The organism is Romboutsia sp. 1001216sp1 (assembly GCF_039841805.1).
GTDB classification, from domain to species: Bacteria; Bacillota; Clostridia; order Peptostreptococcales; family Peptostreptococcaceae; genus Romboutsia_C; species Romboutsia_C hominis.
Window position 1 is genome coordinate 1 of sequence record NZ_JBDPHA010000022.1, and the last position, 25,226, is coordinate 25,226.

A 25,226-nucleotide genomic window follows, 5' to 3' on the forward strand; every position below is an offset into this window, starting at 1 on the left:
GTATCTAAATCTGCATTCGCATCTAGGTCTGCATTTGCGTCTACTGTTGTATCTAAATCTGCATTCGCATCTAGGTCCGCATTTGCGTCTACTGCTGCGTCTACCGTTGTATCTAAATCTGCATTCGCATCTAGGTCCGCATTTGCGTCTACTGCTGCATCTACTGTTGTGTCTAAATCTGCATTTGCATCTACATCTGCTGTTGATTCTGCATTAGATTCTGATGTTGATTCTGACGTTGCATCTGCATTTGCATCCGCTGTTACATTTATATCAACTTGTGGATCTGGATCTAAATTTATATCTTCATTTGGATCTTCATTTACGCATGAATCTTCGCACTCACGCATTCCTCTTCTTATTTCTCTATTTCTTCTTCTTTCTTCCCTATTTCTTCTTCTTTTTTCTCTATCTATATCTATTTTATTTTTTGGCATTACAATTCCTCTCCTTGTATTTTTAGGTTAGTAGATTATTTTCTACTTACTAAAAATATATTCTTTTTATACGGAATTGTTACATATTTATACAAATAAACTTATAAAATAATAAAAGGCTATCTCTTAAATAAGAGATAGCCTTTTGTTATTTTATTTATTTTTGAGCATATTTTTCTGCTATTTTAACTATAAGATTTACACATTTCTCCATAGATCCTACTGGTATACATTCGTTCTTTCCATGGAAGTTTAAACCACCTGTAAATATATTTGGACAAGGAAGACCCATAAATGATAATCTAGCCCCATCTGTACCACCTCTAACTGGTACTATTTTAGGAGTTATTCCAACTTCATTCATAGCTTCTTCTGCTATATCAACTATAAACTTAACAGGTTCTACTTTTTCTTTCATGTTAAAGTATTGGTCTTTTAAGTCTAATGTTATTCTTCCATCATATTTTTCGTTTAATTTATTTACTACATCTTGCATGTGAGCTTTTCTAGCTTCAAACTTTTCTTTATCATGATCTCTTATTATATAAACCATACTAGCATTTTCTACATTACCATTTAAATCATTTAAGTGGTAGAATCCTTCATATCCTTCTGTAGTCTCTGGTCTTTCGCTAGCTGGGAACATTTCAGATATCTCAGCTGCTATATGTAATGCATTTACCATTTTATTTTTTGATGCACCTGGATGTACGTTTCTTCCTTGTATAGATATTGTAGCTCCAGCAGCATTGAAGTTTTCATATTGAAGTTCACCTTCTATACCGCCATCTATTGTATATGCATATTTTGCACCAAATTTTTCAACATCAAATAGATCTGCTCCTCTTCCTACTTCTTCATCAGGAGTAAATCCTACTTTTATATCTCCATGCTTTATTTCAGGGTTATTTACTAAATATTCTATCGCTGTTATTATTTCTGCTATACCAGCTTTATCATCTGCACCAAGTAGTGTAGTACCATCTGTAACTATTAAGTCTTCTCCAACTAGGCCTTTTAATTCTGGGTAATCAGATACTTTTGTAACTACATTTAATTCTCTATTTAGTACTATATCTTTTCCATCATAATTTTCTATTATTCTTGGTTTAACGTTTTTCCCAGTTATATCAGGAGCTGTATCTAAGTGAGATATAAATCCTATTGTATCAACACCTTCTGTATTTCCTTTTAAAGTTGCCATAACGTAACTATTTTTATCAACATTAGCATCTTCTAATCCTAATGATTTTAGTTCTTCTACTAAGTAGTTTGCAAAAACTCTTTGTCCTTCGCTAGATGGACAATTTGCATTCTTAGGATCTGCAGTTGTATCAAATGTCACATACTTTAAGAATCTTTCTACTACTTTATTTTTCATGGTTATACCTTCTTTCTTTGGTCTAATAATTGTTAAGTAATATATCCCTTATATTTCTATTATATTACAAAAACTTACTAAAGTATATCTACCTTTTTTAATATTTGATGCATTATTGTAAGACCTAAAAAAAATACTATTCCAATTATTCCTTTTACTTGTATACCTATGAATATGGCTGCTAATGTAGCTAATGGACTAATACCTATATTGGTGGATACTAATTTAGGCTCTAAAACCTGTCTTAACAATGATAGTAGCGCAAATACAACTATAAGAGTTATTGCTATAAGATAGTTTTTTACTATACAGTAATAAACTATAAAAGGTAAATATATTACTACTATCCCTAAAAAAGGTATTAAATCCAACAAACCAGCTATAATACCTAACGTCATAGAATATGGTATATCAAATACTCTAAGGCTTAGCCAAGTTACTATGAAAGTTATTCCCATTAATATGGCATAAGCTTTTATATATCCTAATATTGATTTTATTATTTCTCTTTTTATATTCTTAACCTTAGTCTTTGTTGGTTCAGAGAACATATTGTAAAAACTATATTCTATTTTATCTATATCTTTTGCTATAAAATATGTAGATATGAATAAGGTTATAATGAATATAGATATATATGGAATTGATCCTAAAAAATTTACGAAACTTTCTAATAATTGTTTTGCTATACTTACTATATTGGTGCTATATTTTTGCATTAAAAACTCTATATTTATGTTTGGTATGTTCTCAAGTTGCTCTAAATATAAATTTAGTTTAATTGCTATATTTGAAATAAAATCACTTATGTAATCATAATTATTTACAGTATTATTTACGAATTCTAATAAACTATCTATTCCCGCCATTATTAATAATCCAGCTAATACTACAAATATTATAACTGCAATAAAACTTAATACTAAAGTTGATACACCTTTATTTATATTAAACTTATACCTTAATTTTTCTGATATAGGGTTTATCAAAAATGCAATAATACCTCCTACTAAAAATGGTGATATATAATGAAATGTCTTATAAATCAAAATAAATACTGTTGTATATAGTAATATAAATATCATGTTTTTCTTTAATACTTTTATGAATCTATTATCTATTACATTCATCTAATCACTTCCCTTATAATATATTATTAATTATTAACAAATATCTTTACTATTAAAATTAATTTATATAAATTTCAAATAAAACAAAAAACACTACAATATTGTAGTGTTTTATGTGTATATTCTTATTTTCTTTATTCTATTTTTATCTAAACTTTCTATACAGAATCTTATGTTATCTACTTCTATAACTTCATTTTCTTCTGGAAGTCTTCTTAAATAACCTATGATGTAGCCTCCTATAGAATCAAATTCTTCAGACTCTAATCTAACTCCAATAAGTTCGTTGACATCACTTATTTTAAGTCCCCCATCTACGATATATTCATCTTCTTTAACTACTATTATATCTTCATCTTCTTCATCGTACTCGTCATCTATATCTCCAACGATTACTTCTACTAAGTCTTCTACAGTTATTATACCTGCAGTTCCTCCATACTCATCAACAACTATAGCCATTTGTATTTTTTCTTTTTTCATCTCTTCTAAAAGTTGAGTGATTTTCTTAAATTCATATGTAAAGAACGCTTCCCTTACATACAACCTTATATCAAAATTTGCTATCTCTTCATCACTTAAGAATATGATATCCTTTATATTAAGTACACCTATGATGTCATCTATAGATTCATTGTATACTGGCATTCTACTTAATTTCTCTTCTTTAAATTGCTGTATTATTTCTTCATATGAATCTTCAACATCTATAGCTATAATATCTAATCTTTGTACCATAGCTTCTTTAGCTTGCATATCCCCAAACTGAAATACATTGTTTATGATTTCTCTTTCTTCTATTTCTAGGACACCTTCTTCATGCCCTACATTAACCATAGTTTTTAATTCTTCTTCTGTTATATATGGTTCATTCCCTTTTGTTTTTATTCCAAATAACTTAAATATTAAATTTGTTACTATATTAAGTACCCATACTACTGGAGTTAATATAAATATTATTGCCTTTATTGGCTTAGAAACAAATATAGCCACTTTTTCTGAACTATTTGCTGCTATAGTTTTTGGAGTTATTTCTCCAAATATTAATACTAACACAGTCATAACAGCAGTTGCCAATGGTACTGCTTCCGGCCCTTTAAGTAATGTAATAAATAGTGATGTTGATATAGAAGTTGCTGCTATATTAACAACGTTATTTCCTATTAATATAGAACTTAATAACTTATTTGGCTCTTCTATTAAGTTACTTACTAGCTTTGCGCCCTTAACCCCTTCTTCTTTCATATGTCTTATTCTTATTTTGCTAAGTGACATTAATGCAGTCTCAGATGCTGAGAAAAATCCTGATCCTATAAGTAATATCACTAATACAATAATCTGAATCAATATACCGGTCGATTCCAACCTAAACCACACTCCTAATTTCTTTTAAATTTCTGTTTATATGTTAATATATTATAACATACTTACCCTTATTTGGAAATTTATTAATTTAGATATAATCTATATTATCTATCATTTCCAATACTATTAAAATACATTTGCATTATAATTTTTTTTATCCCCATATAATAGTATTAAATTTAAAAAGGAGGTAAAATGAAAGATTTACTAGAAAAAGATGGTGCTATGCCTAGACTTAGAGACAAGATTTTAATGAATTTAACTGAAGAAAATGCATTAGAACTAGTTGCTGAAATAGTTAACGTTTATGAAAATAATGCACAAGGAAAACAAAGGCTAGGTTCATTTATTGATAGGATTAGTTTCGATGAATTTAAATCTTTGCTAAATTTAGACAAATATTTAAATTAATTACATATTTTTATACTTTTATGTCACATTTTAATATTTTTGCATATACTATAGTGTAAGAGAAATTAAAAGAGTTTCTCTTACACTATAAATATCAAAACTCCTGTTAATATTCTAATTTAGTGATCGGATATAAAAAAATTCTTTCCCCCAAATATTCTTTAAACCACCTAATCCCCCCCTGGTTAGGTGGTTATTTTTTATTTTTTTTGAATATAAATTTAAAATTTGCCAATAATTATAAATGAGAGCGGAAATTATATATCTCTCCCCCTAATAAGTATATATATTTATATGGTGACTACATACTCCCCATGTAGTCACCAATTTTTTTTAACTATATTCTATTTTTACTTTAGATCCTTGTCCAACTTCACTAGGAGATACTATTAACTTAATTGGAACTCTATTTTTTAACTCTTCAACGTGAGTTATAATTCCAACACTAAGTTTATCATGATGTAGTCTTTCCAGTGATTCTATAACAGTTTCTAGTAGTTCACTATCTAAAGATCCAAATCCTTCATCTAAGAAGAAAAATTCAAGGGGAGCACTTCCCTTTAATTGTATCTGAGATGATAATGCTAATGCTAATGATAGTGATGTTAAGAATGTTTCTCCTCCAGATAAAGTATCTACACTTCTTCTTTGACCACCATTAAAGTTGTCTCTCATTACAAAGTTTAATGTTGAATCTATTTCTAATGCATATCTCCCCTTAGTTATAGACTCTAATCTATTAGATGCTTCAAGTGCTATATATTTTAATTGATTAGTAGCAACATACTCAACAAATCTATTTCCTTGAACAATCTTATCTAGATCATCTAATAAATCCACTTTATGTTGAACTGCCTTTAACTCTTTATTTAAATCTTTTATCTTGTCTAAAGATTCTTTTAGGGTACTTAGTATAGTTTGCTTTGATCCTATATCTTGGGATATCCTACTAATTTCTATTTTTAAGTTATCAATACTATCTTTTAATTCATTAAAGTCCTTTTCATTTATTCTTCTATCACCTATTGATTTAACTAGATCATTTATCTTTATACCTAATACTTTTTGCTCTTCTTCATATTGTGTTATCTCATCATGTAGTTTTCTTAAGTATTCTTTATCTAATAATGATCTTTTTACAGCATATATACTTTCAAATTTATACTCATCTAATGATTTATTTAAAGTATCTGTTTGTATTTTATACTGTTCTTTTGCTATCTTTAATCTTCCATCTATATTTGATTTGTCAGATGTAGTTTTTTCAAATTCCAACCTTTGAGCTTCTAATTTATCCTTTATCATTTCCTCTTTAGATATAAGCTTATTTATATTATTTTCTAGATTCTCTAACAATAATTTTGGAGATTCACCTTTTGTTGTTGCTATTATTTCATTGTATTTTCCATCTCTCACTTTTTTCTTTTCAGAATAAATTTCTCTAGCTTGAATTAAATCTAACTCTATTTTATGTAGGTTATTTTGATAATTTACTATATCTTTTTCCATTGCTTCTTTTGACTTAGATATTTTTAAGTATTCATTATTTAAATCTTCTAATGCTTTTTCATTATTATTTATCTCTTCTACTTTCACTTCTAAATCTTGTATTTTAGTTATTGCTTTTAGTGTTAAATAGTTTTCTTTTGTTGTTTTATAGTTTTCTTCAACTGCTGCTAGTTCTTCTTTTAATTCGATTATATTTTTCTTATAAGAGTTTATACTCTCTTGTAGTATTAGTTCATCTTTTTCAATTTTGTTTTTTTCTTCTCTAGCCTTATTTATACTACTTTCATTTTCCTCTTTATCCTTATTCCAATTTTGTAGATTAACTTTTAATATGTCTAGCCTTTTAGACTCTTCTTCTACCTTCTTTATTAGTTCATTAGAACTTAAGTCTCCTATTTTAGATTTTACCTCTTCTAATTCCTTTAATATTATTTTTTCTACTGATATACACTCGCTATTTTTTCTGTTGAGTTCTTCAATTTTTACTTTTATATTAGACTCATCTTCTTTTAATTTTTCTATTTTTGACTTAGTAAACTCTATATTTTCATTATAGTTTGTATCATCTACATGCTCATGATTTCTAGATCCACATACTGGACATGGAGAATTTTCCTTTAATTCTTTTCTAAGTTCTGTTGCTAAATTTAAATACTTTAGCTTTTCTAATTCTTTCTCTAGATAAGTTATATTTGTATGATTAACCTCTAATTTATCATTTAAAGTATGTAATTCTCTTTCTACCTGATGTCTATTTTCTAGTATTTTATTTAAGTTATTATGTAAATCTTCTTTTTTAATTTCATTTTCTTTTATAGATTCTGCCTTTACTCTTAAGTTTGCTATATATTCAGTCTTATTAACTATCTCTTCATTAGTTCCTGGAGATTTTTTAATTAAAATTTCATAATGTTCTTCTAATTCAGTTAGTTTTTTCAATACAGAATCTTTATCCCTTTGAATATATCTTAACTTTAAGTTTATCTCATCTAGATTTTTATTTATTTCATTCAATCTATTATTTTTAACAGTCTTACTTTCTGAAAGCTTATTATATTCTTTTTCATACTCATAGGCTAAAAATATTTTCTGTTTTAGATCAGCACTTATCTTTATTTCACTTATTTTCTCTTCTAAGCTTTTTAAGTTATTTATTACTATCTCTTTCTTGCTTTCTAAATCCTCTTTTAATTTTATAAGTATCTCTTTTTCTTGATTTAAACCTATACCCTTGCCTTTTATATCTTTTAATTCAGAATCTAAACCAACTAACTCCGCTTCTAATTCTATTGCATTTTGAAGTTTGATTCTATCTTCAGATAGTCTTGGCATATTTTCATTTTTATTTTTATATGCTTCCTCATAATTTGCTTTAGTTATAAGTAGTTCTTTATTTAACAATTCTAGTTTCTTTTCTAAATTTTGACTTTCTAGGCTATCTTCATTAACCCTTTTCTCAAGCTCCAATACAGCATTTATGTACGGATTAATCTTATCTGCATTTAATGCATCTTCAAGCTGTCTTCCTTTTTTTGATATATCTTCTTGCTTTAAATCTAACTCATGCTTTCTTTTCTTGTAGTTTTCTAACTTTACTTGTTTTTCATATATTTCTTCAACTTCTTTATATTTATTTTGGTTTATTTCAAAATCTTTATTTTTACTAATTTCTAATGATCTTAATTCTTCTAACTCTTTTTGTACTTGATTATATACTTCTTCACTTACAGTATCATATTGACTTAGCTTAGAATTTATATCTCTTAAAGCTTGTTGTTGTACGTTTTTTCTTTTCTTAACTTTATCTATTAATCCTCTTCCGTATTTTTCAAGATTAAATATTCTCTCTAGCATGTCCCTTCTATCCGCACCTGCTAGCTTTAAGAAATCATTAAACTTACCTTGTGGAAGCACTACTGATCTCATAAAATCATTAGCTGTTAATCCTACAATTTCAGCGATTTTATTATTTACTTCTCCAACTTTATCTGCTAATACTTTTTCACTTTCATCCTCATACATCTCTATTAATCTTGCATATGAAGTTTTAGTACCTGTATTAGTTCTAACTATAGTTCTATCTACTTTATACCTTCTCTTTGCGTTTTTACTCCCGATTTCAAATTCATAAGATATTATTGCTTTATCGCAGCTACTATTTATAAATTCTTTAGTATTTCTAGGTATACTTCCATACATAGCTATTGTCATTGCATCTAATATAGTTGACTTACCACTTCCAGTTTTACCAAAAATACCAAATAAACCTCTATCAGTTAGTTTTTCAAAATCTACAACTGATTTATCTATATAACTATTTAAACCACTTAACTCTAATCTAATAGGTCTCATCTTTAGCTTCACCTTCTTCATTTATTATATCTAAGAATAAATCCATAAGCTCTCCTTTAGGTTCTACTCCTCTACTAAATTCATAGAATTCCTTGAATAATTCTCCCATAGATTTTTCTTTTACGTCTATTTCTTCATTATATTCTTTTGATGCTATTATTGGTTTTATTTCTATTATATCTTTTAATGTATCTTTCATTTTTTTTATGTTAGACTGTGATATAACTTCATCTGTTTTTATTTCAAAATAAGACCATATATCTCTGTCTTTATTTTTTTCGCATACTTCTAATGCATCTTCTATTCCATTGCATTTAAATACCTCTATAGGTTTATAGTTTTTAAAGTATTTTTTTTCTACTGTTATTTCTTTATATTTATTTATATCAACTATATAGCATCCTTTAGTATATGATCTTTCATCTTTGCTATATTGTATAGGAGATCCTGAGTAGTATGCATTTAACCTTTGTGAAGATTTTTGCATTTTATGTAAATGTCCTAAAGCTATATAATCAGCCTTTTGAGGTAAGTCTTTTTTCTCTACTAATAAGCTTCCTCCAAGTTGTATTGGTCTTTCAGATTCTGTTTCTTCTCCACCAACAACAAAAAGGTGAGATACAGCTAAATTTATTGAATCATCTTCAAAATTTTCTTCTAATTCTTTAAATAACTCACCAACTCTTTGAGAATATGTTATTTGCCTTTCTTTATCTTCATCATTTTGAAGTATTACTTCATTAAGCCTCTTTTCACTTGGATATGGTAGTGTTATAACAGCAACCCTCTCATTATTTATATTAAGTTTTATACATCCCTCTTTCGCTTCTAATATCTCAAAGTTTTTATACTTTGATACTTCTGTTTTACTTAGAGGGTTTCCAAGTATTATTATCCCCTGCTCATGCGCAAGAGGGCTTGATGCTTGTAGTCTTTCTGGATTATCATGATTACCGCTTATTATTAATACACATCTTTTTCCATTGTCTGATAATCTTGATATTGTTTTATAGAATAATTTTTCAGCTTGTGCAGGTGGATTTGATGTGTCATATATATCTCCTGCTATTATAACCATATCTATATTATTATCATCCACTATCTGTATAAATTCTTCACAGAATTTGGTTTGTTCTTCCAATCTTGAGTGACCTTCTAAGCTTTTTCCTAGATGCCAATCTGATGTATGAATAAATCTCATTTTATCCTCCTAAATAATATGATTTACTTATATATTTTAATAGTTTGATTATAACATAAAAGGAAGATGTCTAAACATCTTCCTTTTATGTTATTTTTATTAATAGATATTATTATTTTACAAATTTTATAGATTTATTGGTAGCATCTAAGTAGCAATTTCCCCCTAGTAAAATACTATTTGATGATGTACAATGACCTACCTTTAGATTACATAAGCATGGTTTATTATATTTTTTAATCTTTTCAAATAATAATTCATATAAATCATAATCATCTTCATTATCTTTTCTACACTTTTTAAAGTCTCCAAATATTATCCCACAACAGTCATTTAACTTATTGCTAAGTTCTAATTGTGTAAGCATTCTATCTATCTTATATATATTTTCTCCTATTTCTTCAATAAATAAAATTTTATTTTTTGTATCAATTTCATATCTTGTTCCAAGGGTGCTAATTATTACAGCTAGATTTCCTCCTACTGTAATCCCATTAGCTTTTCCTTGTACTAAAGTATGTAATTCTTCGTCTTCTGGGTTTTTTATAATAATTTCATCTTCCATTGATAATATATTTGAGAAGGAATCAAAAGTATATTTATCATAGTGTAAAAAATTTAATCCCATAATTCCATGGTAGGTAACTAAGTTCGCTATTTGATTAAAGGCTATATGAAGTGCTGTTATATCAGAATACCCTATAAATACCTTAGGATTCTCTTTTATAATGTTGTAGTTTATTTTATCAATTATTCTAAGTGTTCCATATCCACCTCTTAGACAAAGTATACCATTTACGTCTTTATCTAAAAACATATTTTCTATGTCCTTTACTCTAAACTCATCTTCACCTGCTAAATACCCCTTATATCTTAGATAACAAGTCTTTCCAAATTTGACTTTATACCCTAATTTATTTAATTCTTGCTCTATTTTTTCTAATTCATAAGTTAGTAATTTTTTTGTTTTAGATTTAGATGGACTTGCTGGTGCTATAACTCCAATTGTATCTCCTTTTTTTAGTTTTTCTGGAAATAGCATAATTTTCCCCCTTAGTATATATAGTTTAAAATTTTTTTAATTTCTCCATTCTCAATATATACTCTATCTACCCTTCTAGATATTAAGCTTAATAATTCATTTCTATTTGTATCTATCAAATTTGCTATTTCTAAAAGTGTAGGGCCATTTTCTCCATAAAATACTACATCTGCATCGTAATCACATTTATCTAAATAACTAATGTCTATTACAAGGTGATCCATACATATTTTACCTATTATGTTACATCTTTTATTATTTATATCTACATACCCTTTATTTGATAAACTTCTTGGTATCCCATCTCCATATCCACAAGGTATAATTCCTATTTTAATATTTTTATTTGCTACATACGAATAATCATATCCTATAGCCTCACCACCTCTAACCTCTTTAACCTGAATTATCTTTGACTTGAATGTTATAGCAGGCTTTAGCTGTAAGGAAGAGTCTCTATTGTTGTATCCATATATACTTGCACCTATCCTCACCATATCCATATGAAAATCCTTATATGAAACAAACCCTATACTATCACAAATATGCTTTATAGGTATCGTCTTAATTTTTTCTAATTCATTTATAGTCTTTTTAAATATATTAAATTGAATATAATCTGATTTTTCATCTCTAAGTGCTAGATGTGAAAAAATACCCTCAATATATAAATTCTTTAATAATAATAAACTATATATTTCTTGAAATGTATTTTGATTTACCTTAAGTCCTAATCTATTAAATCCTGTATCTAACTTTATATGAACTTTTCCTATTTTGTTTATTTTACTACATATGTTGTTTATAATTTTTCCTTGTTCTTCTTTAATTACAGTTATAGTTATATTATTTTCAACTGCTAATTCTATATGTTCATTTGGAATATATCCCATAACTAAAATAGGAGATTTAATGTTTTCTCTTCTAAATTCTAGAGCTTCACTAAGTGTTGCTACACATAAGTAATCAATACCTTCTCTACATAATAGTTTAGCTATTTCTATAGAACCATGCCCATATGCATTTGACTTTAATACTACGCCTATTTTAGTACTATTTTTGGTATATTTTTTTATTTCCTGCAAATTATGTTTTATATTATCTAGATTTATCTGTACATAAGTTGGTCTTAACAAGCTCAAAGTATCACTTCCTTATGAAAATTTCACTCGCTTATTTTCATACTATGTTAATTATTCTTTTATTATCACTAGTTATAAATATAAAAAATGAAGATACTTAGCTTAGTACCTTCATTTTTTATATTTAAAGTTTAATTATATTAAGTTTTTATTTATATACTAACATCTTCATCTATTCCGAATAGATATATGTACCTCTCTTTGACTTCTTTTCCTGTTAATTTTTCTACCACTTCAGAATATAAATCTAATTGTTTTTTGTACCTACTTATTACTTCATTTTTATTTTCGTCATTTACAAAATCAGTTTTATAGTCAACTATAACAATCTTATCATCTTCTTCAAAGTATGCATCAATTATACCCCTTAGCATTATGCTTTCTTCATCAAAGTCTTGTACATTTCCTTCAGTTGCTAAATCTTCATATATATACACATCTTTAAGTTTGATTTGAGCATATATGGCCTGTTCTCTTTTAATAAATGATGACTTTAACATTCTTTGTCCTATATGAGATTTAAAGAATTTATATATCTTAAATGGATTAACTACTCTAGACTGCTTTTCAGTTATTATTCCCTTTTTAATAAACCTACTTATTTGCTCTTTTATATCATCAATAGTATATATCTTATTAAAGTCTATTATCTGCATAACTAAATGAACTATAGTACCCCTCTCTGCGCCAGTTATCTTTTCTATATCTTCTTCCTCTTGCATAAATATAGGTTTTTTGAGAGTTATTTGATTACTAAATACTTCTTGAGAAAAATCTTCTTCATGAGCATTTTGTATTTTTTTGATTTCAGTTACAGATATACTCGCAGGTTTTGTTACACATGCTTCATAGGGATATTTAAAATCTAATTTTTCTTTTATTATACTAAAATACTCTGTATCAGGATTTTCTACATCTAGACTGTCTATTATCTCTCTTATGCTCTTTTCTTCCTCTTCTTCATTTTGAGTTAAAGTGACATCTTCTTTATACCATATATTAGATACCCACTTTGAATTATGATTGTCTATATATTCTATATCTATATTAGCAAAGTCTCTTAATTCTTCTAAATCTTTATGCTTTAATACTGATGGCATTATCCAATCTAAGTAACTTTTACCTTTTAGTACCTTATACTGTGATATTGCTTTATTTCCCTCTACTCCATTTGCCCATGTTTGTAAAGATTTCTCAATGTTTCTCGTTGAACCTGTTATTATAAGCTTTTCTTTAGGTCTTGTAAATGCTACGTAAAGTACCCTCATTTCCTCAGATAAATTTTCTACATTAATTTTACTTTTTAATGCCTCTTTAGCTATACTTGGATAAGATATTTTTCTTTCATAATCTACTATTTGAGGACCGTATCCTAGTTCATGATGATATAATATATCATTTTTAAAATCTTGAGTATTGAAGTTTTTCCCCATACCAGAACATATTACAACAGGGAACTCTAGCCCCTTACTTTTATGTATACTCATTATTCTTACAACGTCTGCATTTTCCCCAAGAGTTTTAGCACTTCCCATATCAGTATTTGATTTTTTAAGCTTAGCTACAAAATTTATAAAACTAAATATACCTTTAAAACTTGTTTCTTCAAATTGCTTTGCCCTTTCAAATAATATCTTTAAGTTTGCTTGTCTTTGAGATCCTCCAGGTAAAGCACCTACGTATGCATAATATCCTGTGTTAGTGTACAGATACCATAAAAATTCGTCTGTGCTCATATATAGGGATTTTTCCTTATAGTCTTTTAGTTTTTCTATAAATTCAATACACTTTAATGCCTTTTCATCTTCATGATTACTATATTCCTCTAAAGCTTCATAAAAACTTTTATTATGTTCTTCTACTCTTATGTCTATAAGTTCTTCTGGTGTAAATCCACATATAGGTGATTTTAGCACTGCAAGCAGAGGTATATCTTGCATAGGATTATCAATAATTTGAAGTAAACTCATTATAGTTTTTATTTCTATAGTGTCAAAATACCCTACCCCTATATCTGCATAAGTTGGTATATCCATATTCATAAGTTCATCTGCAAATACTGGAGCCCAAGCTGATGTAGCTCTTAGTAAGATAACTATATCTTTAAACTGTACAGGCCTATAATCATCTAGCTTTTTGTCATAAACCATTTGAATTTTTCCCTCTTCATTTGGTGACATTAAGCCTTTTATTATATTTCCAACCATTCTAGCCTCAAGTTGTATATTATCTATTTCTTCCTCTTCTTCTGAACTTTCATTTTCTTTAGTCTCAGAATCATCCTTTCTAGATGCTTTCTCCATTAAATGTATTTCTGTAGGACCTCCTACTACTACATCTTCATTAGTATTTTCTTTAAATATAGCACCTAAGTTTAATCGTTCTTCTTCTGTATAATTTATTTCACCTATATTTTCGCTCATTACATTCTCAAATATATAATTTGCACTATCTACAACTTCTTCCCTACTTCTAAAGTTTTTATAAAGCATTATTTTTCTATATAGTGAACCTTTTTCTGTATCATAGTCAGCATACTTTTGTAAGAATATTTCTGGTTTTGCTTGTCTAAATCTATATATACTTTGTTTTACATCCCCAACCATAAATCTATTTGGGGTTTTAATTTTTGCTATATTTGAAAGAAGTACCTCTTGCACAAAGTTACTATCTTGGTATTCATCTATAAATATTTCATAGAACTTTTCCCTATAGGAAAGTGCTATATCTGAAGGTATATTTTCACCTTTATCATCTTTTTGAACTAATATATTTAACGCAAAATGTTCTATATCATTAAAGTCTATTATTCCCTTTTCTCTTTTTTTATTGTCATAAGCATCTTCAAATTGTATGACTATATCTGATATAGATTTTGCTACTTTATAAATGTACTTTATCTCATAATTTATGTCTTCTTTTTCTCTATTAAAGGTTGAATCTTTTATGCTTTCTACTGACTTTTTAACTTTTTTTCTTATATCATCAGCCTTACTTTTTATGTCTTTTATATAACTTGGGGTATCTTTTCCAAGCCTTTTCACACCTTTTACGTAGTTTTCAAATTTTATATTTGATATGCTACTATAAGCTTCATCCCATGATAAGTTGCAAGCATCTAATATTCTTTTTATACTACTGTAATCTGTTTTAAATTTTTCTGTGTATGTTTCTAACTCAACAATACCTTCTAACTCTTCTAAGGCCTTTTTCATACTAGTTTCCATACCACTTATCTCTATCTTTACTGTATCTAGTATAGCTTTTGCCCATATAGATGTTGAGAAATCAAATTCACCATCTATATTAAATTGTTCTGCTGAAAATTCTAACCACTCTTTAGGATCTGGTGATGCCATGGCAAAGTTATATACACCTAGTATTATATTTTGAAGATTATTATCTCCTCTTCTCTCTGCATAACTTTCTACTAAATTTAAAAATCCTTCATCTCTATCTATATAAAGTCGTTCGAATACTTCTTCTATGGCCTCTTGCTTTAATAGTGCACACTCTGTTGTGTCACCTATCCTAAAGTTAGGGTCTAAGTTTATTTTATGGAAGTTAGACTTTATAACTTCTAAACAGAATGAATGTATTGTTGTTATACTAGCTTTATTTAAAAGCACTAACTGATTTTGTAAATGCTTATTTTCTGGATCTTTGTCTAATGCCTTACCTATCGCATCACCTATTCTCTCTCTCATCTCAGATGCAGCTGCATTAGTAAACGTAACTACTAGTAACTTATCTATATCTATAGGATTTTCTTTATCAGTTATCATTTGAATTATACGTTCAACTAGTACAGCAGTTTTTCCCGAACCTGCTGCTGCTGCTACTAATAAATTACAATCTCTACTATCTATAACTGCTTGTTGCTCTTTTGTCCATTTAGGAGAACTCATTACTTAACTCCTCCTCTCATTGTGTTTATTATCTCGTCATTACTCTTTTTGTTTATTATTTTATATTTATTATCTTTTAATGTTGTATCAAACTGGCAAATAGCTGAGTAATTGCAGTATATACAAGAATTTCTATCTTTATGTTTATATGGAGATATACTTATATTTCCACTTAACATATCTTCGCATAAATATTTTATCAAGTCCTTTACATATTTTCTAATAACCTCAAATTCTTCATTAGTAACACCTTTTGTATATCTACCTAAAGTACCATCTTTGTTAAAGTTTGCAGGTATAACTAAAGATGTTGTTCTTTCTCCATTTGCTAGTGTCTTATCCATTTCTTTGATTATATTAGAATCTTTTATAAGTAAACCTTGCATTTTTAACTCTTTAAGTATTTCTTCTCTTATAGTTTCTTCTTCTTTATCTTCATCAAATTTTGCTATTGGGTCATCTATTCTGGAATAAAGAATCGCTGCTGGATTTATATTCTGTCCCTTAGATTTCCCACTTTCTAATATTGCATCTAGATAAACTAATAGTTGTAATTGAAGCCCATAATATACATCTGTTAAGCTTAAATCCTTTTTACCAGATTTGTAATCAACTATTCGTATATATTTACCTTCTTCGTTCTCAAATTCATCTATTCTATCTATTTGTCCTCTTAGTTTTATTTCTTCTCCATTTTGTAAAACTATTTTTATAGGTGGATACTTACCTTTAGTTCCAAAATTCACTTCATAATCTGTAGGCTCAAATGAACCAATTTTTATTTGTTCACTTATTATACTTATAGCTGATATAAGCATATTTTGTAATCTAAGAGTAAGATACTTATATCTTTGAGAACTCTCTAGTATGTATCCAGGTATCTTACCTACTATTTCTTCAACTATTTTTTCTACTTTTTCTGTTATATAGTTTATATCTATATCTGCCCAATGTAGATTATCTTTTACTAACTGTTTTGAGAAATTATCTAATATTTTATGTATAAAATTCCCTAAATCTGGTGCTGTAAAAGAATATTCTTTTCTTTCTTTAGCTTTAAGACCATACTGTATAAAGTAAGCAAATGGACACTCTGCATACTTTTCTAACCTAGATACACTTAAATTTTTATCATATAGTGTTCTTATTTTTTCTTCTTCTACTTTTTGAACTTGATTAGTATATGTAAGTCCACTTATAACCTTATTAGTTATATTTTTGTATTCACTATCACTTGCATAGTATCTATATACATCTAACCATAAATTATTTATATCTTTTCCATCGTCAAACTCTTTTATCTCTTTTATAAGTTCATTAAAAGTTGGAGATTTTACAGTTATTCTATTTAAGATATCTTCATCTGTTTTAGCTTCTTCTTCTAATAAATAACTTTTACTATCTATATTAGGAAATAGCTTTTTAAGTCTTGATACTATTACTGATGGTCTTATAGTTTTTCCTTCATGGTCTGCTATAGGATAGGTAACTATTAGATTTTGGCTACTTGATGTAAGTGCTTTATAAACTAAAAATTGTTCTTCAAATGTTTTAGTTTTACTATCTATATCAACCTCTACACCTTTTTGCCCTAAGTTTTCTCTGTCACTATCATTTAAAAGCCCATTATCCTTTGCTATTAATGGGAATGTACCATCTGTAGTCCCTATTAAATATAGATACTTTGTATTTGGATTTTTCATTTTATCCACACTACTTACAAGTACTTGATCTATACTTGGAGGAACTAATCCAAGTTCATATTCATCAAATCCTAGACTTATTAATTTTATAAATTTATCTAAAGATATTTTTTCATCTCCCATTATCTCAACAATTTGGTCAAATATATCTACAACTATGTTCCAAACCTGAGAATATTGATTAGCTATATCTAATTCTCCTTTACCTTTAAATTTCATTATTAAATTTTCTATAGTTGTTGGCATATTTATTTCTAACAAGAATTCATATATATACTTACATATGTCTTTTGCATTATTCTTACCTTTTAATTTATCTTGTAGATGTATTATTGGAGTTAAGACTCTTTCCTTTATTTCATTAACCTTTTCTCGTATTTCTATTTCCTCTTCTTTTTCTTCTGAAGAAATATTGTGATTTATTCTATACTCCCATTTATCCTCAAACCATTTTTTACCTTTTATACCATTTGCTAATACATAATTTTCTAACATACTAATTTCTTCGTTAGATATCCCTACAAGTCCACTTTTTAAGTATCTAAACATAGTCTCATAATTATATCTTTTACTTTTCATTTCTAATATAGATATTATAAGTACTATTATTGGATTTGTTTTAGCTTCTCTTTTTTTATCTATAAAATTAGGTATTTTATATTCATTAAATACAGAGCTTACTAAAAAGTCATATTTATTTAAGTCTCTTGTAGCTATAGTTATATCTCTATATCTAACCCCTTTATCTCTAACTAAATGTACTATTTCCTTTGCTATTTCTTCAACTTCAGAGTATAAGTTGCTAAATTCTTTTATCTTTATATTATTAGTTGACTCTTCATACACTTTATATGGATACGAGTTATAGTACCTTTCTAAGTGCTGAAGTTCTTTGCTATCTTTAAGTCTTGGTATAATATTATTATTTAGCTTTATATCAGGAAGCAACTTTACTCCCTCTTCGTTACATAATTTTATTAGCTTTTGATATGTAAACTTTGTTCTAGAAAAAGCATCTGTTTTATTGTATGAAATATTACCTGGGTTATCCACTGTTAAAGATATACATACTTCCTTAGCCTGCTTAAATAAACTACTTAATACCCTATACTGATTAGGTGTAAATCCAGTAAATTCATCTATATAAATATATGCATCCTTAAAATAATCACATACTGGTAATTTTTCTGCTAATGATTTTAGCATGTCTTGAGTGTCTATATAATTTTCATGTAGTTTTTCTTCGAATTCTTTATATATCCTACTTATATCTTTTAATTTTAAACTTAAAGTTTCACTTTCTACTTCGCCAGATATATTTTCTAACATCTCATAACTTATGTTATACTGTTTTAACTCAGATATTATCTCACTTATAGAACTTACAAATCCTGATTGAGATGATGATTTAGAAAATATATTTAATTCTTTACTTACACTTTCTATTGCTTTATAAGTCATCATAGCATTGCCACTAGAATTTATGTTAACATCAGTTAATCCTCCAACGTAAGAAAAAACTATGCTACTCATAGTTTTAAAACTTAATACCCTAGACCTTAAAAACTTGTCTTTTTCTTCTCCTAAGAAGAGCTTACTCATTCTTTTTTCCATTTCAAATGTATATTGTTCTGGAACTAAAAGTATTACAGGTGTTATTTCATTATCTTTAACTCTATTTTTTATCTCATCTAGTATATAGGTCGATTTACCACTTCCGCCTCTACCTAATACAAACTTAACACTCATAAATATCCTCCTCAAAAACACTTCTGTCTACTTCCTCATTATTACATAATTTATTAAATTCACAGTATTTGCAGTGTTTTTTGTTTTTTACTAACTCATATTTATATTCTTTGTCTTCTTTGTTATAGTTGGTGTTTTTTATATAATCTATATATGATAACACCTTATTTTTATTTTGTTTATGTTTTTCATTATTATAAGATATAGATACACAATTATCATCAAACTCTGGTTGATAGTATTTCATACTTATATTTTGTGTATCTATATCTTTATCTAATAAATTGGGAATTACTTCTTTTGCTAAAAGCATATATACAATAGTTTGTATTCTACTTTCTACATTTTTATAATTAAATTTTTTATTTTCTGTTTTCCAATCCCATATTTCAATTTTATTATCTTTGATTATTATTAAATCATACTTAGCTTGTATTATATTTCTATCTAAATTAAACATTACTTCATACTCTGGTAAGTATAAATAACCTTCCTTGATTGGAACTAGTTTTTTTACTTTATCCATCCATCTTTGAAAATCTGTATTGGTACTAGAATTTATTCCTAAAGGTATATTACTAAAATATCTTTCACATAATAAGTGAAAATCTGTACCTGTTTTCAAACTTTCGTAGTACTCTCTATGTTCTATATCATCGTATTTCCAATTAATTCTATCAATGTACTTATACTTAAATTTTAATGGACATGATTTATACGTATTTATAGAATTTTGGCTGTATCTAAAGTTTTTTAGACAACTATTCATTTATATTTACCTCCTTTTTTCTCATATTTATATACTTCTCAAGTTCATTTATATATAAAGAAGGCTTTTGTTCTTTATTTCTTTTTCCTACATCATTCTTATCTTTATAAAGACTTGTTGATAATATTAACATTTCTTTAGCTCTAGTAATTCCAACATATAATAGTCTTATCTTTTCATTTATTAAATCTATTTTACTCTTATATATATAATTAGTAGGTATATCACCAGTTAATATACATTCAATTTCACTTTTTACAATAGCCACTGGATTTTTGTACTTATCTTTTAAATACCATTTATCACTTTGAAACTTTTGATTTGTATTATCAGGGAAATTAAACTCTGTAAGCCCTAACATAAAAACACAATCCCACTCTAAACCTTTTGATTTATGATAGTTACATATAGTTATACTTCCTGGTTGTGGCTCATATCCATTCATTTCATATACCACTTCTATTATATGATTAAATACCTTATTTTTACTATCTATTAAAAGGTTATATACATCTATTAAACTTATATCTGGGTTATCTAAGCTTAAAAATTTTATATAAAATGCCAGATAATCTATTATTGCTCTATCTTCTTTCCCTAAATTAAGTTCATCCCCTATAAATAATAAAAGCACATCTAATCTTGTTATAGGATATTCTAATATACTTTTAAGAATATTTATTCCTTGTATAAATGTTTGGTATAACTCTGTATTTGTATCTATTATTATATTATTTGTTATTTCTTCATTGTATATTATCTCTTCTGTGCTATATTTTTTTAATACATCTAGTAAATCTTCCTTCCCTTTTTCATTATCTGTTTTTACAAATACTTTATCTAAGGCATTTATTAGTTTATTTATATCATCACAATTTATTATAAAGTCTATTATATATGACAGTTTGTTTATGATCTTTCTTTTATTTAGAGAATTAGGTCCTAACTCTTCAAACTCCATATTTTCATCAATCAGAATCTTAGCAATTTGCGTTATATGATCATTAAAAGGTACCAATATTCCTATACTTTTATCCGGATACTTTCTTTTTATTCCTTTTGTGTATGCTACGGTTTTTGTCAACTCATCATTCCATGTCTCATATTTTTTAACATTTATACTGTATATATCTGGTTTAGGATTTTCCTTATATCCCATACCACTTGGAACAGTTTTTATTTCCATATCCTCTAAAGCATCTCTACATTCCTCTTGCCTAAATTCCTTTGTTACATACTTTACTAGTTTATTTGCTAAATCTAATATATCCTTTGAACTTCTATTAGACATGTCCATTCTATAGCAACTATCTGCCTGAGATATAAACTCCTTAAAGAATTTAGGGTCTGATGATGAAAAAGTTCCAGTTATACTTTGGTTTATATCCCCAACTCTAACTAAATTTTCATTATCTCTACATATCATTTTTATAATTTTACCCTGTATCTCATTGGAATCTTGGCATTCATCTTCAAATATGTACTTATATCTATTCTGAAATTTTATTCTTAAATTCTCATCAAAATTTAATGCTTTATATGCAAGAATTAATATATCATCATAATCAAGTAGGCCATTTTGTTTTAATTTTTTATCATATTCTTTATATATAGGAAGTATTAATTTTAATATTCCTCTATGCCCATTAGATAATATCCCCTCTAGCTCTTGTGGTGATAATTCCTTATATTTTAAGTCACTTATTGCATTTACTACTAAGTCAAAAAATCCTCTCTCCCAAGCTTCAAGCATTATATCATTCCATTTATCATCCTTTTGCTCTTTTAGGAACCATCTAAATGCCCTTTCCCCACCATTTATCTTAAAATTATTTATGCATTCATTTAGTATTATAGTTTTTTGTAAATCATCTGCTATGTTAAATTCTTCACTCAACATAACTACTTCTGGTTTTTCTTTTATTATTTTTACAGCTAAACTATGTATTGTCATAACTTCATAAGAATTTTCTTCTTTTATGTCATTCTCTTTTAATATTGCTTTTATTCTTCCTTTGAAGTTATTTACTGCACTATTCATATAAGTTAATATTAGTATTTTAGATTTATCATGTTTTTTTTCACTTAGTAACTTTGCTACTAAATTGGTAACTATAAAAGTTTTTCCGGCTCCTGGTACTGCTGGTACCGCCATAGTTCCACCTTCATAGGCTATTATTGGTAATTGATCTTGTCTATAATTTATATTATTCATAAGAGTTTTCCCCCTTATCTAACATCTTAAGTAGTATGCTATATAATATACTTTCTTGTATATACCCATTTACTGTGTATTCACTTTTATATGCATATACTTCTTTAGTATTAATTAGTAAATTATATATAGTATTGTATAAATAATACTTCTTATAATCTTCTTCCATTTTATCTGTATATATTCTACCTTCTTCAAAAGATTTTCTAAGAACTATCAAATTACTTATATCCTTTTCTATCTTCATATTCCACCCATTGCTACCTACATCTAGCCATATATGTATTGGTCTATTTACTCTTGATGATATATATGTATATGGAGTGGTTAATAATACTTTATCTATATTACTCAAATCTTCTAATTCTGAAGATTGATAATAGTCATTTATTGTAGTTTTAAGTGCTTTTATAAATAACTTTTCTTTATCCTCATTTATATTCAATAACTCTATGTTTTCTGTAAATGTCTCACATTCATATATTATCTTTTTACAAATATGAATATTTTCTTTTCCAAACTTAAGATTTAGCATTTTATCTATATAAAATTTAATTAGAAACTCACCTATTTTAAGTTTCTCATTCCTTTTATCTTCTATATAATTTAATATTTCTTTAAATTTTTCTTCTTCATACTTATTTTTATATATTTTTAATGCTTGTATCTTATTGACATCTAATATAGTTTCTATAAAATTTATATAGTCTTCTTCTCTTATGGAATTTTGGCTACCATTAAAAATGCTAAGAGCCACTATAAGTGCATTAGCATAAGGATAATCTATTAACTTTTTATCTTTTTTAGTGCTAAATATATCGATATTATTAATTTTCAATTTATTAGTCATTTGAAAGTCTAATATTGTATTGTTTATAGGAGAAATTATAGCTATATCTTGTGCTTTTACTCCTGATAGTATTAACTCTTTAATTTTCTTTAAAACTACTTCTATCATCTCGCTATATAGCTGACTAGATTCATTTAGTTCAACACTTACTGGTAAATCATCTATAGAAACCTCTCCTTTTTTGTTAAGCTTTTCTTCTTCATATTCATTTTCTATATATCCTTCTATAAACTTAATATCTATATTATTAAAAACTGAAAAATCTCTTTTTTCATTAAAAAATGTATATGAATCTATAGCATTTTCTTGTATCTCTTTTATAAATTCGATTTCTGCTACAGATACACTTTCTAAACTTTCTACAATTAAATATTTTATTTTTTTTCTTAAATATTCTTTGTATAAATCATTTTTTAAAAGATATTTATTATATACATATACACTCAGTGAATTATCTAACATACCTTTATTTAATAACATGCTAGTGTAATCCATTATTATTTCGTTCATTTCACTATAAGAAAATTTATTTATATTATCTTTATTTTTCTTAGACAAATAAATTTTTTCTCCTATGCTCTCAAATTCTAATTTACTTAATGTAGCCTTATTTATATTAGTACTTATACTTGAAGTTATAGATTTATTGGTGCTTATAATATCTTCAAAGTATCCTTCTTTTTCTCTTTTAATTTTTACCTTTTCCCCTATTATATAGTCTGTCAAAGTATTATTTATAAATTTAGGTCTTATGTGATGTTCTTTTATCTCATTATTATTTTCTAACACTATTGGCCAAAATTTTATGAGCTCTCCTTTAATAAAATTAGTATATGATATTATATTTAGTTTTTCACAATAATCTATATTAATCTTCTTCTCATATTTTAATTTAGTTAGATTATTAGGAACTAGAATCATTATTTTCGAAGATTTATTTTTACATTTTTTTAATATTTCATTATATAAACTAACTATTTTGCTCTCTTTATCTTTATTATTTAAATTTCTATATATGTACCTCATATAAACCCTTTCTTTAAACTATTTTGTATTTTAATTATATCATATTAGAGATTTTTAATTCCTCCATTAAAATGTTTACTTAAAGCTACATACTATTTTTTTAATCCTAAAAATAAAAGAAGCAACCAAATAGCCGCTTCTTTTATTTTTTAAATATAATCTATTTAAAATTATTTAAAAATTTATTTGTAATATTTCTTAATTGTCCACCAATAACAACTAAAAATATATTTATAATTATAATTATAAATATATTTACTATACTGTTGTATCCACTCAAATAATTTGAAATAGACTGAATTGGAGATAAATATAATACTGAAAACAATATAGAGCTATTACTACCTTCTATTAAAAAATGTGCACATAAAGAAAAAAATGATAAAAAAATTCCTAAACCTGCTCCCATTGATCCCACTATTAAAGATTCTTTAAGTTTCAAGCTATATTTATATCCATAATAAAAATTTATAAGAAAAAAGAATAATGCAAATAAAATTTCTATGATTAAGTTACTCGATTCAATCTCAATTATCTTAAAGTATATAAATGATATTATACATATAATTAAAGTATTAAAAAATAGTTTTTCTCCCAGGTCAAATGTATTTTTCACATACTCACCCCATATACTTTATTTTATTATATATAAAATGAAGTTAAAATGTGAATAATTTCAAATACAACAAAAAAGATTACGTGGCTACGTCTTACTCTCCCAGGAGGTCGCCCCCCAAGTACCATCAGCGCTAAAGAGCTTAACTTCTGTGTTCGGTATGGGAACAGGTGTATCCTCTTTGCTATAATAACCACATAATCTTTATCTGGAGCGGGTGAAGGGGATCGAACCCTCACAGCCGGCTTGGAAGGCCGGAACTCTACCATTGAGCTACACCCGCATATTTAGTTTTATTAGTACTTTCAAAACTGTATACCATTTAGATTCATCATTTAAATGAGGTCAAGTCCTCGACCTATTAGTATCAATAAGCTAAATACATTACTGCACTTACACCTTCGACCTATCAACCAGGTA

The 25,226-nt window shown here is 26.8% G+C and carries 15 protein-coding genes, 1 tRNA gene and 2 rRNA genes; 1 reads left to right on the forward strand and 17 read right to left on the reverse strand.

Going from position 1 to position 25,226, the window contains the following annotated elements; translation table 11 throughout:
• The 4 genes from ABHC41_RS13940 to ABHC41_RS13955 all read right to left on the reverse strand — a co-directional run.
• A partial coding sequence (locus ABHC41_RS13940; RefSeq protein ID WP_347553582.1) for a hypothetical protein occupies nt 1-437 on the reverse strand: 437 nt, incomplete at its 3' end.
• A gap of 157 nt (nt 438-594) precedes the next feature.
• Nucleotides 595-1,818: a peptidase T gene (gene pepT / locus ABHC41_RS13945; RefSeq protein WP_092927358.1), complete on the reverse strand. Its 1,224-nt coding sequence runs from the start codon at nt 1,816-1,818 to the stop codon at nt 595-597.
• A 77-nt stretch (nt 1,819-1,895) separates the two neighbouring features.
• A complete protein-coding gene (gene ytvI / locus ABHC41_RS13950) occupies nt 1,896-2,948 on the reverse strand; it encodes a sporulation integral membrane protein YtvI (RefSeq protein ID WP_092927360.1) in 1,053 nt (350 codons plus the stop codon).
• Between the two features lie 111 nt (nt 2,949-3,059).
• Nucleotides 3,060-4,313, reverse strand: a complete 1,254-nt coding sequence (locus tag ABHC41_RS13955) for a hemolysin family protein (RefSeq protein WP_166504883.1) — start codon at nt 4,311-4,313, stop codon at nt 3,060-3,062.
• A gap of 195 nt (nt 4,314-4,508) precedes the next feature.
• Between ABHC41_RS13955 and ABHC41_RS13960 the strand changes: the two genes are divergently transcribed.
• Nucleotides 4,509-4,724 (forward strand): hypothetical protein, encoded by a 216-nt coding sequence (locus tag ABHC41_RS13960; RefSeq protein ID WP_271892059.1) that lies wholly within the window; start codon nt 4,509-4,511, stop codon nt 4,722-4,724.
• 333 nt (nt 4,725-5,057) lie between these two features.
• On the opposite strand, the gene ABHC41_RS13965 is transcribed toward ABHC41_RS13960, so the two are convergent.
• The 13 genes from ABHC41_RS13965 to ABHC41_RS14025 form a co-directional block, all read right to left on the reverse strand.
• Entirely contained in the window at nt 5,058-8,585 is a 3,528-nt protein-coding gene (locus ABHC41_RS13965) for an SMC family ATPase (protein WP_271892061.1), read from the reverse strand.
• Nucleotides 8,572-9,786, reverse strand: coding sequence for an exonuclease SbcCD subunit D C-terminal domain-containing protein (locus ABHC41_RS13970; protein ID WP_271892063.1), 1,215 nt, complete (start codon nt 9,784-9,786; stop codon nt 8,572-8,574). Before ABHC41_RS13970 ends, ABHC41_RS13965 begins: the two co-directional genes overlap by 14 nt.
• Nucleotides 9,787-9,898: 112 nt before the next feature.
• Entirely contained in the window at nt 9,899-10,828 is a 930-nt protein-coding gene (locus ABHC41_RS13975; RefSeq protein WP_271892064.1) for an LD-carboxypeptidase, read from the reverse strand.
• Between the two features lie 11 nt (nt 10,829-10,839).
• The gene (gene alr, locus ABHC41_RS13980) at nt 10,840-11,970 is read right to left on the reverse strand and encodes an alanine racemase (protein WP_271892065.1); all 1,131 of its coding nucleotides are present in this window, start codon (nt 11,968-11,970) and stop codon (nt 10,840-10,842) included.
• A gap of 152 nt (nt 11,971-12,122) precedes the next feature.
• Nucleotides 12,123-15,878, reverse strand: coding sequence for a helicase-exonuclease AddAB subunit AddA (gene addA / locus ABHC41_RS13985; protein WP_195238799.1), 3,756 nt, complete (start codon nt 15,876-15,878; stop codon nt 12,123-12,125).
• Nucleotides 15,878-19,330 (reverse strand): helicase-exonuclease AddAB subunit AddB, encoded by a 3,453-nt coding sequence (addB, locus tag ABHC41_RS13990; RefSeq protein ID WP_092927376.1) that lies wholly within the window; start codon nt 19,328-19,330, stop codon nt 15,878-15,880. Before addB ends, addA begins: the two co-directional genes overlap by 1 nt.
• Complete coding sequence (locus ABHC41_RS13995) at nt 19,320-20,099, reverse strand: PD-(D/E)XK nuclease family protein (RefSeq protein WP_195238801.1); 780 nt, start codon at nt 20,097-20,099, stop codon at nt 19,320-19,322. Before ABHC41_RS13995 ends, addB begins: the two co-directional genes overlap by 11 nt.
• On the reverse strand, nt 20,092-22,314 hold the full coding sequence (locus ABHC41_RS14000; RefSeq protein ID WP_092927380.1) for an ATP-dependent helicase: 2,223 nt from the start codon (nt 22,312-22,314) through the stop codon (nt 20,092-20,094). Before ABHC41_RS14000 ends, ABHC41_RS13995 begins: the two co-directional genes overlap by 8 nt.
• Entirely contained in the window at nt 22,307-24,190 is a 1,884-nt protein-coding gene (locus ABHC41_RS14005; protein ID WP_195238803.1) for a hypothetical protein, read from the reverse strand. Before ABHC41_RS14005 ends, ABHC41_RS14000 begins: the two co-directional genes overlap by 8 nt.
• Nucleotides 24,191-24,350: 160 nt before the next feature.
• Complete coding sequence (locus ABHC41_RS14010) at nt 24,351-24,806, reverse strand: hypothetical protein (protein WP_166504876.1); 456 nt, start codon at nt 24,804-24,806, stop codon at nt 24,351-24,353.
• An 81-nt stretch (nt 24,807-24,887) separates the two neighbouring features.
• A 5S ribosomal RNA gene (gene rrf, locus ABHC41_RS14015) occupies nt 24,888-25,004 on the reverse strand.
• Between the two features lie 11 nt (nt 25,005-25,015).
• A tRNA-Gly gene (locus ABHC41_RS14020) sits at nt 25,016-25,089 on the reverse strand.
• A gap of 58 nt (nt 25,090-25,147) precedes the next feature.
• Nucleotides 25,148-25,226 (reverse strand): 23S ribosomal RNA (locus ABHC41_RS14025); the annotation flags it as partial.

Excerpts from the sequence above, each read along its gene's own strand:
- pepT (WP_092927358.1), bottom strand. The coding sequence starts at position 1,818 with ATGAAAAATAAAGTAGTAGAAAGATTCTTAAAGTATGTGACATTTGAT.
- ytvI (WP_092927360.1), bottom strand. The coding sequence starts at position 2,948 with ATGAATGTAATAGATAATAGATTCATAAAAGTATTAAAGAAAAACATG.
- ABHC41_RS13960 (WP_271892059.1), top strand. The coding sequence starts at position 4,509 with ATGAAAGATTTACTAGAAAAAGATGGTGCTATGCCTAGACTTAGAGAC.
- ABHC41_RS13965 (WP_271892061.1), bottom strand. The coding sequence starts at position 8,585 with ATGAGACCTATTAGATTAGAGTTAAGTGGTTTAAATAGTTATATAGAT.
- ABHC41_RS13970 (WP_271892063.1), bottom strand. The coding sequence starts at position 9,786 with ATGAGATTTATTCATACATCAGATTGGCATCTAGGAAAAAGCTTAGAA.
- ABHC41_RS13975 (WP_271892064.1), bottom strand. The coding sequence starts at position 10,828 with ATGCTATTTCCAGAAAAACTAAAAAAAGGAGATACAATTGGAGTTATA.
- addA (WP_195238799.1), bottom strand. The coding sequence starts at position 15,878 with ATGAGTTCTCCTAAATGGACAAAAGAGCAACAAGCAGTTATAGATAGT.
- addB (WP_092927376.1), bottom strand. The coding sequence starts at position 19,330 with ATGAGTGTTAAGTTTGTATTAGGTAGAGGCGGAAGTGGTAAATCGACC.
- ABHC41_RS13995 (WP_195238801.1), bottom strand. The coding sequence starts at position 20,099 with ATGAATAGTTGTCTAAAAAACTTTAGATACAGCCAAAATTCTATAAAT.
- ABHC41_RS14000 (WP_092927380.1), bottom strand. The coding sequence starts at position 22,314 with ATGAATAATATAAATTATAGACAAGATCAATTACCAATAATAGCCTAT.
- ABHC41_RS14005 (WP_195238803.1), bottom strand. The coding sequence starts at position 24,190 with ATGAGGTACATATATAGAAATTTAAATAATAAAGATAAAGAGAGCAAA.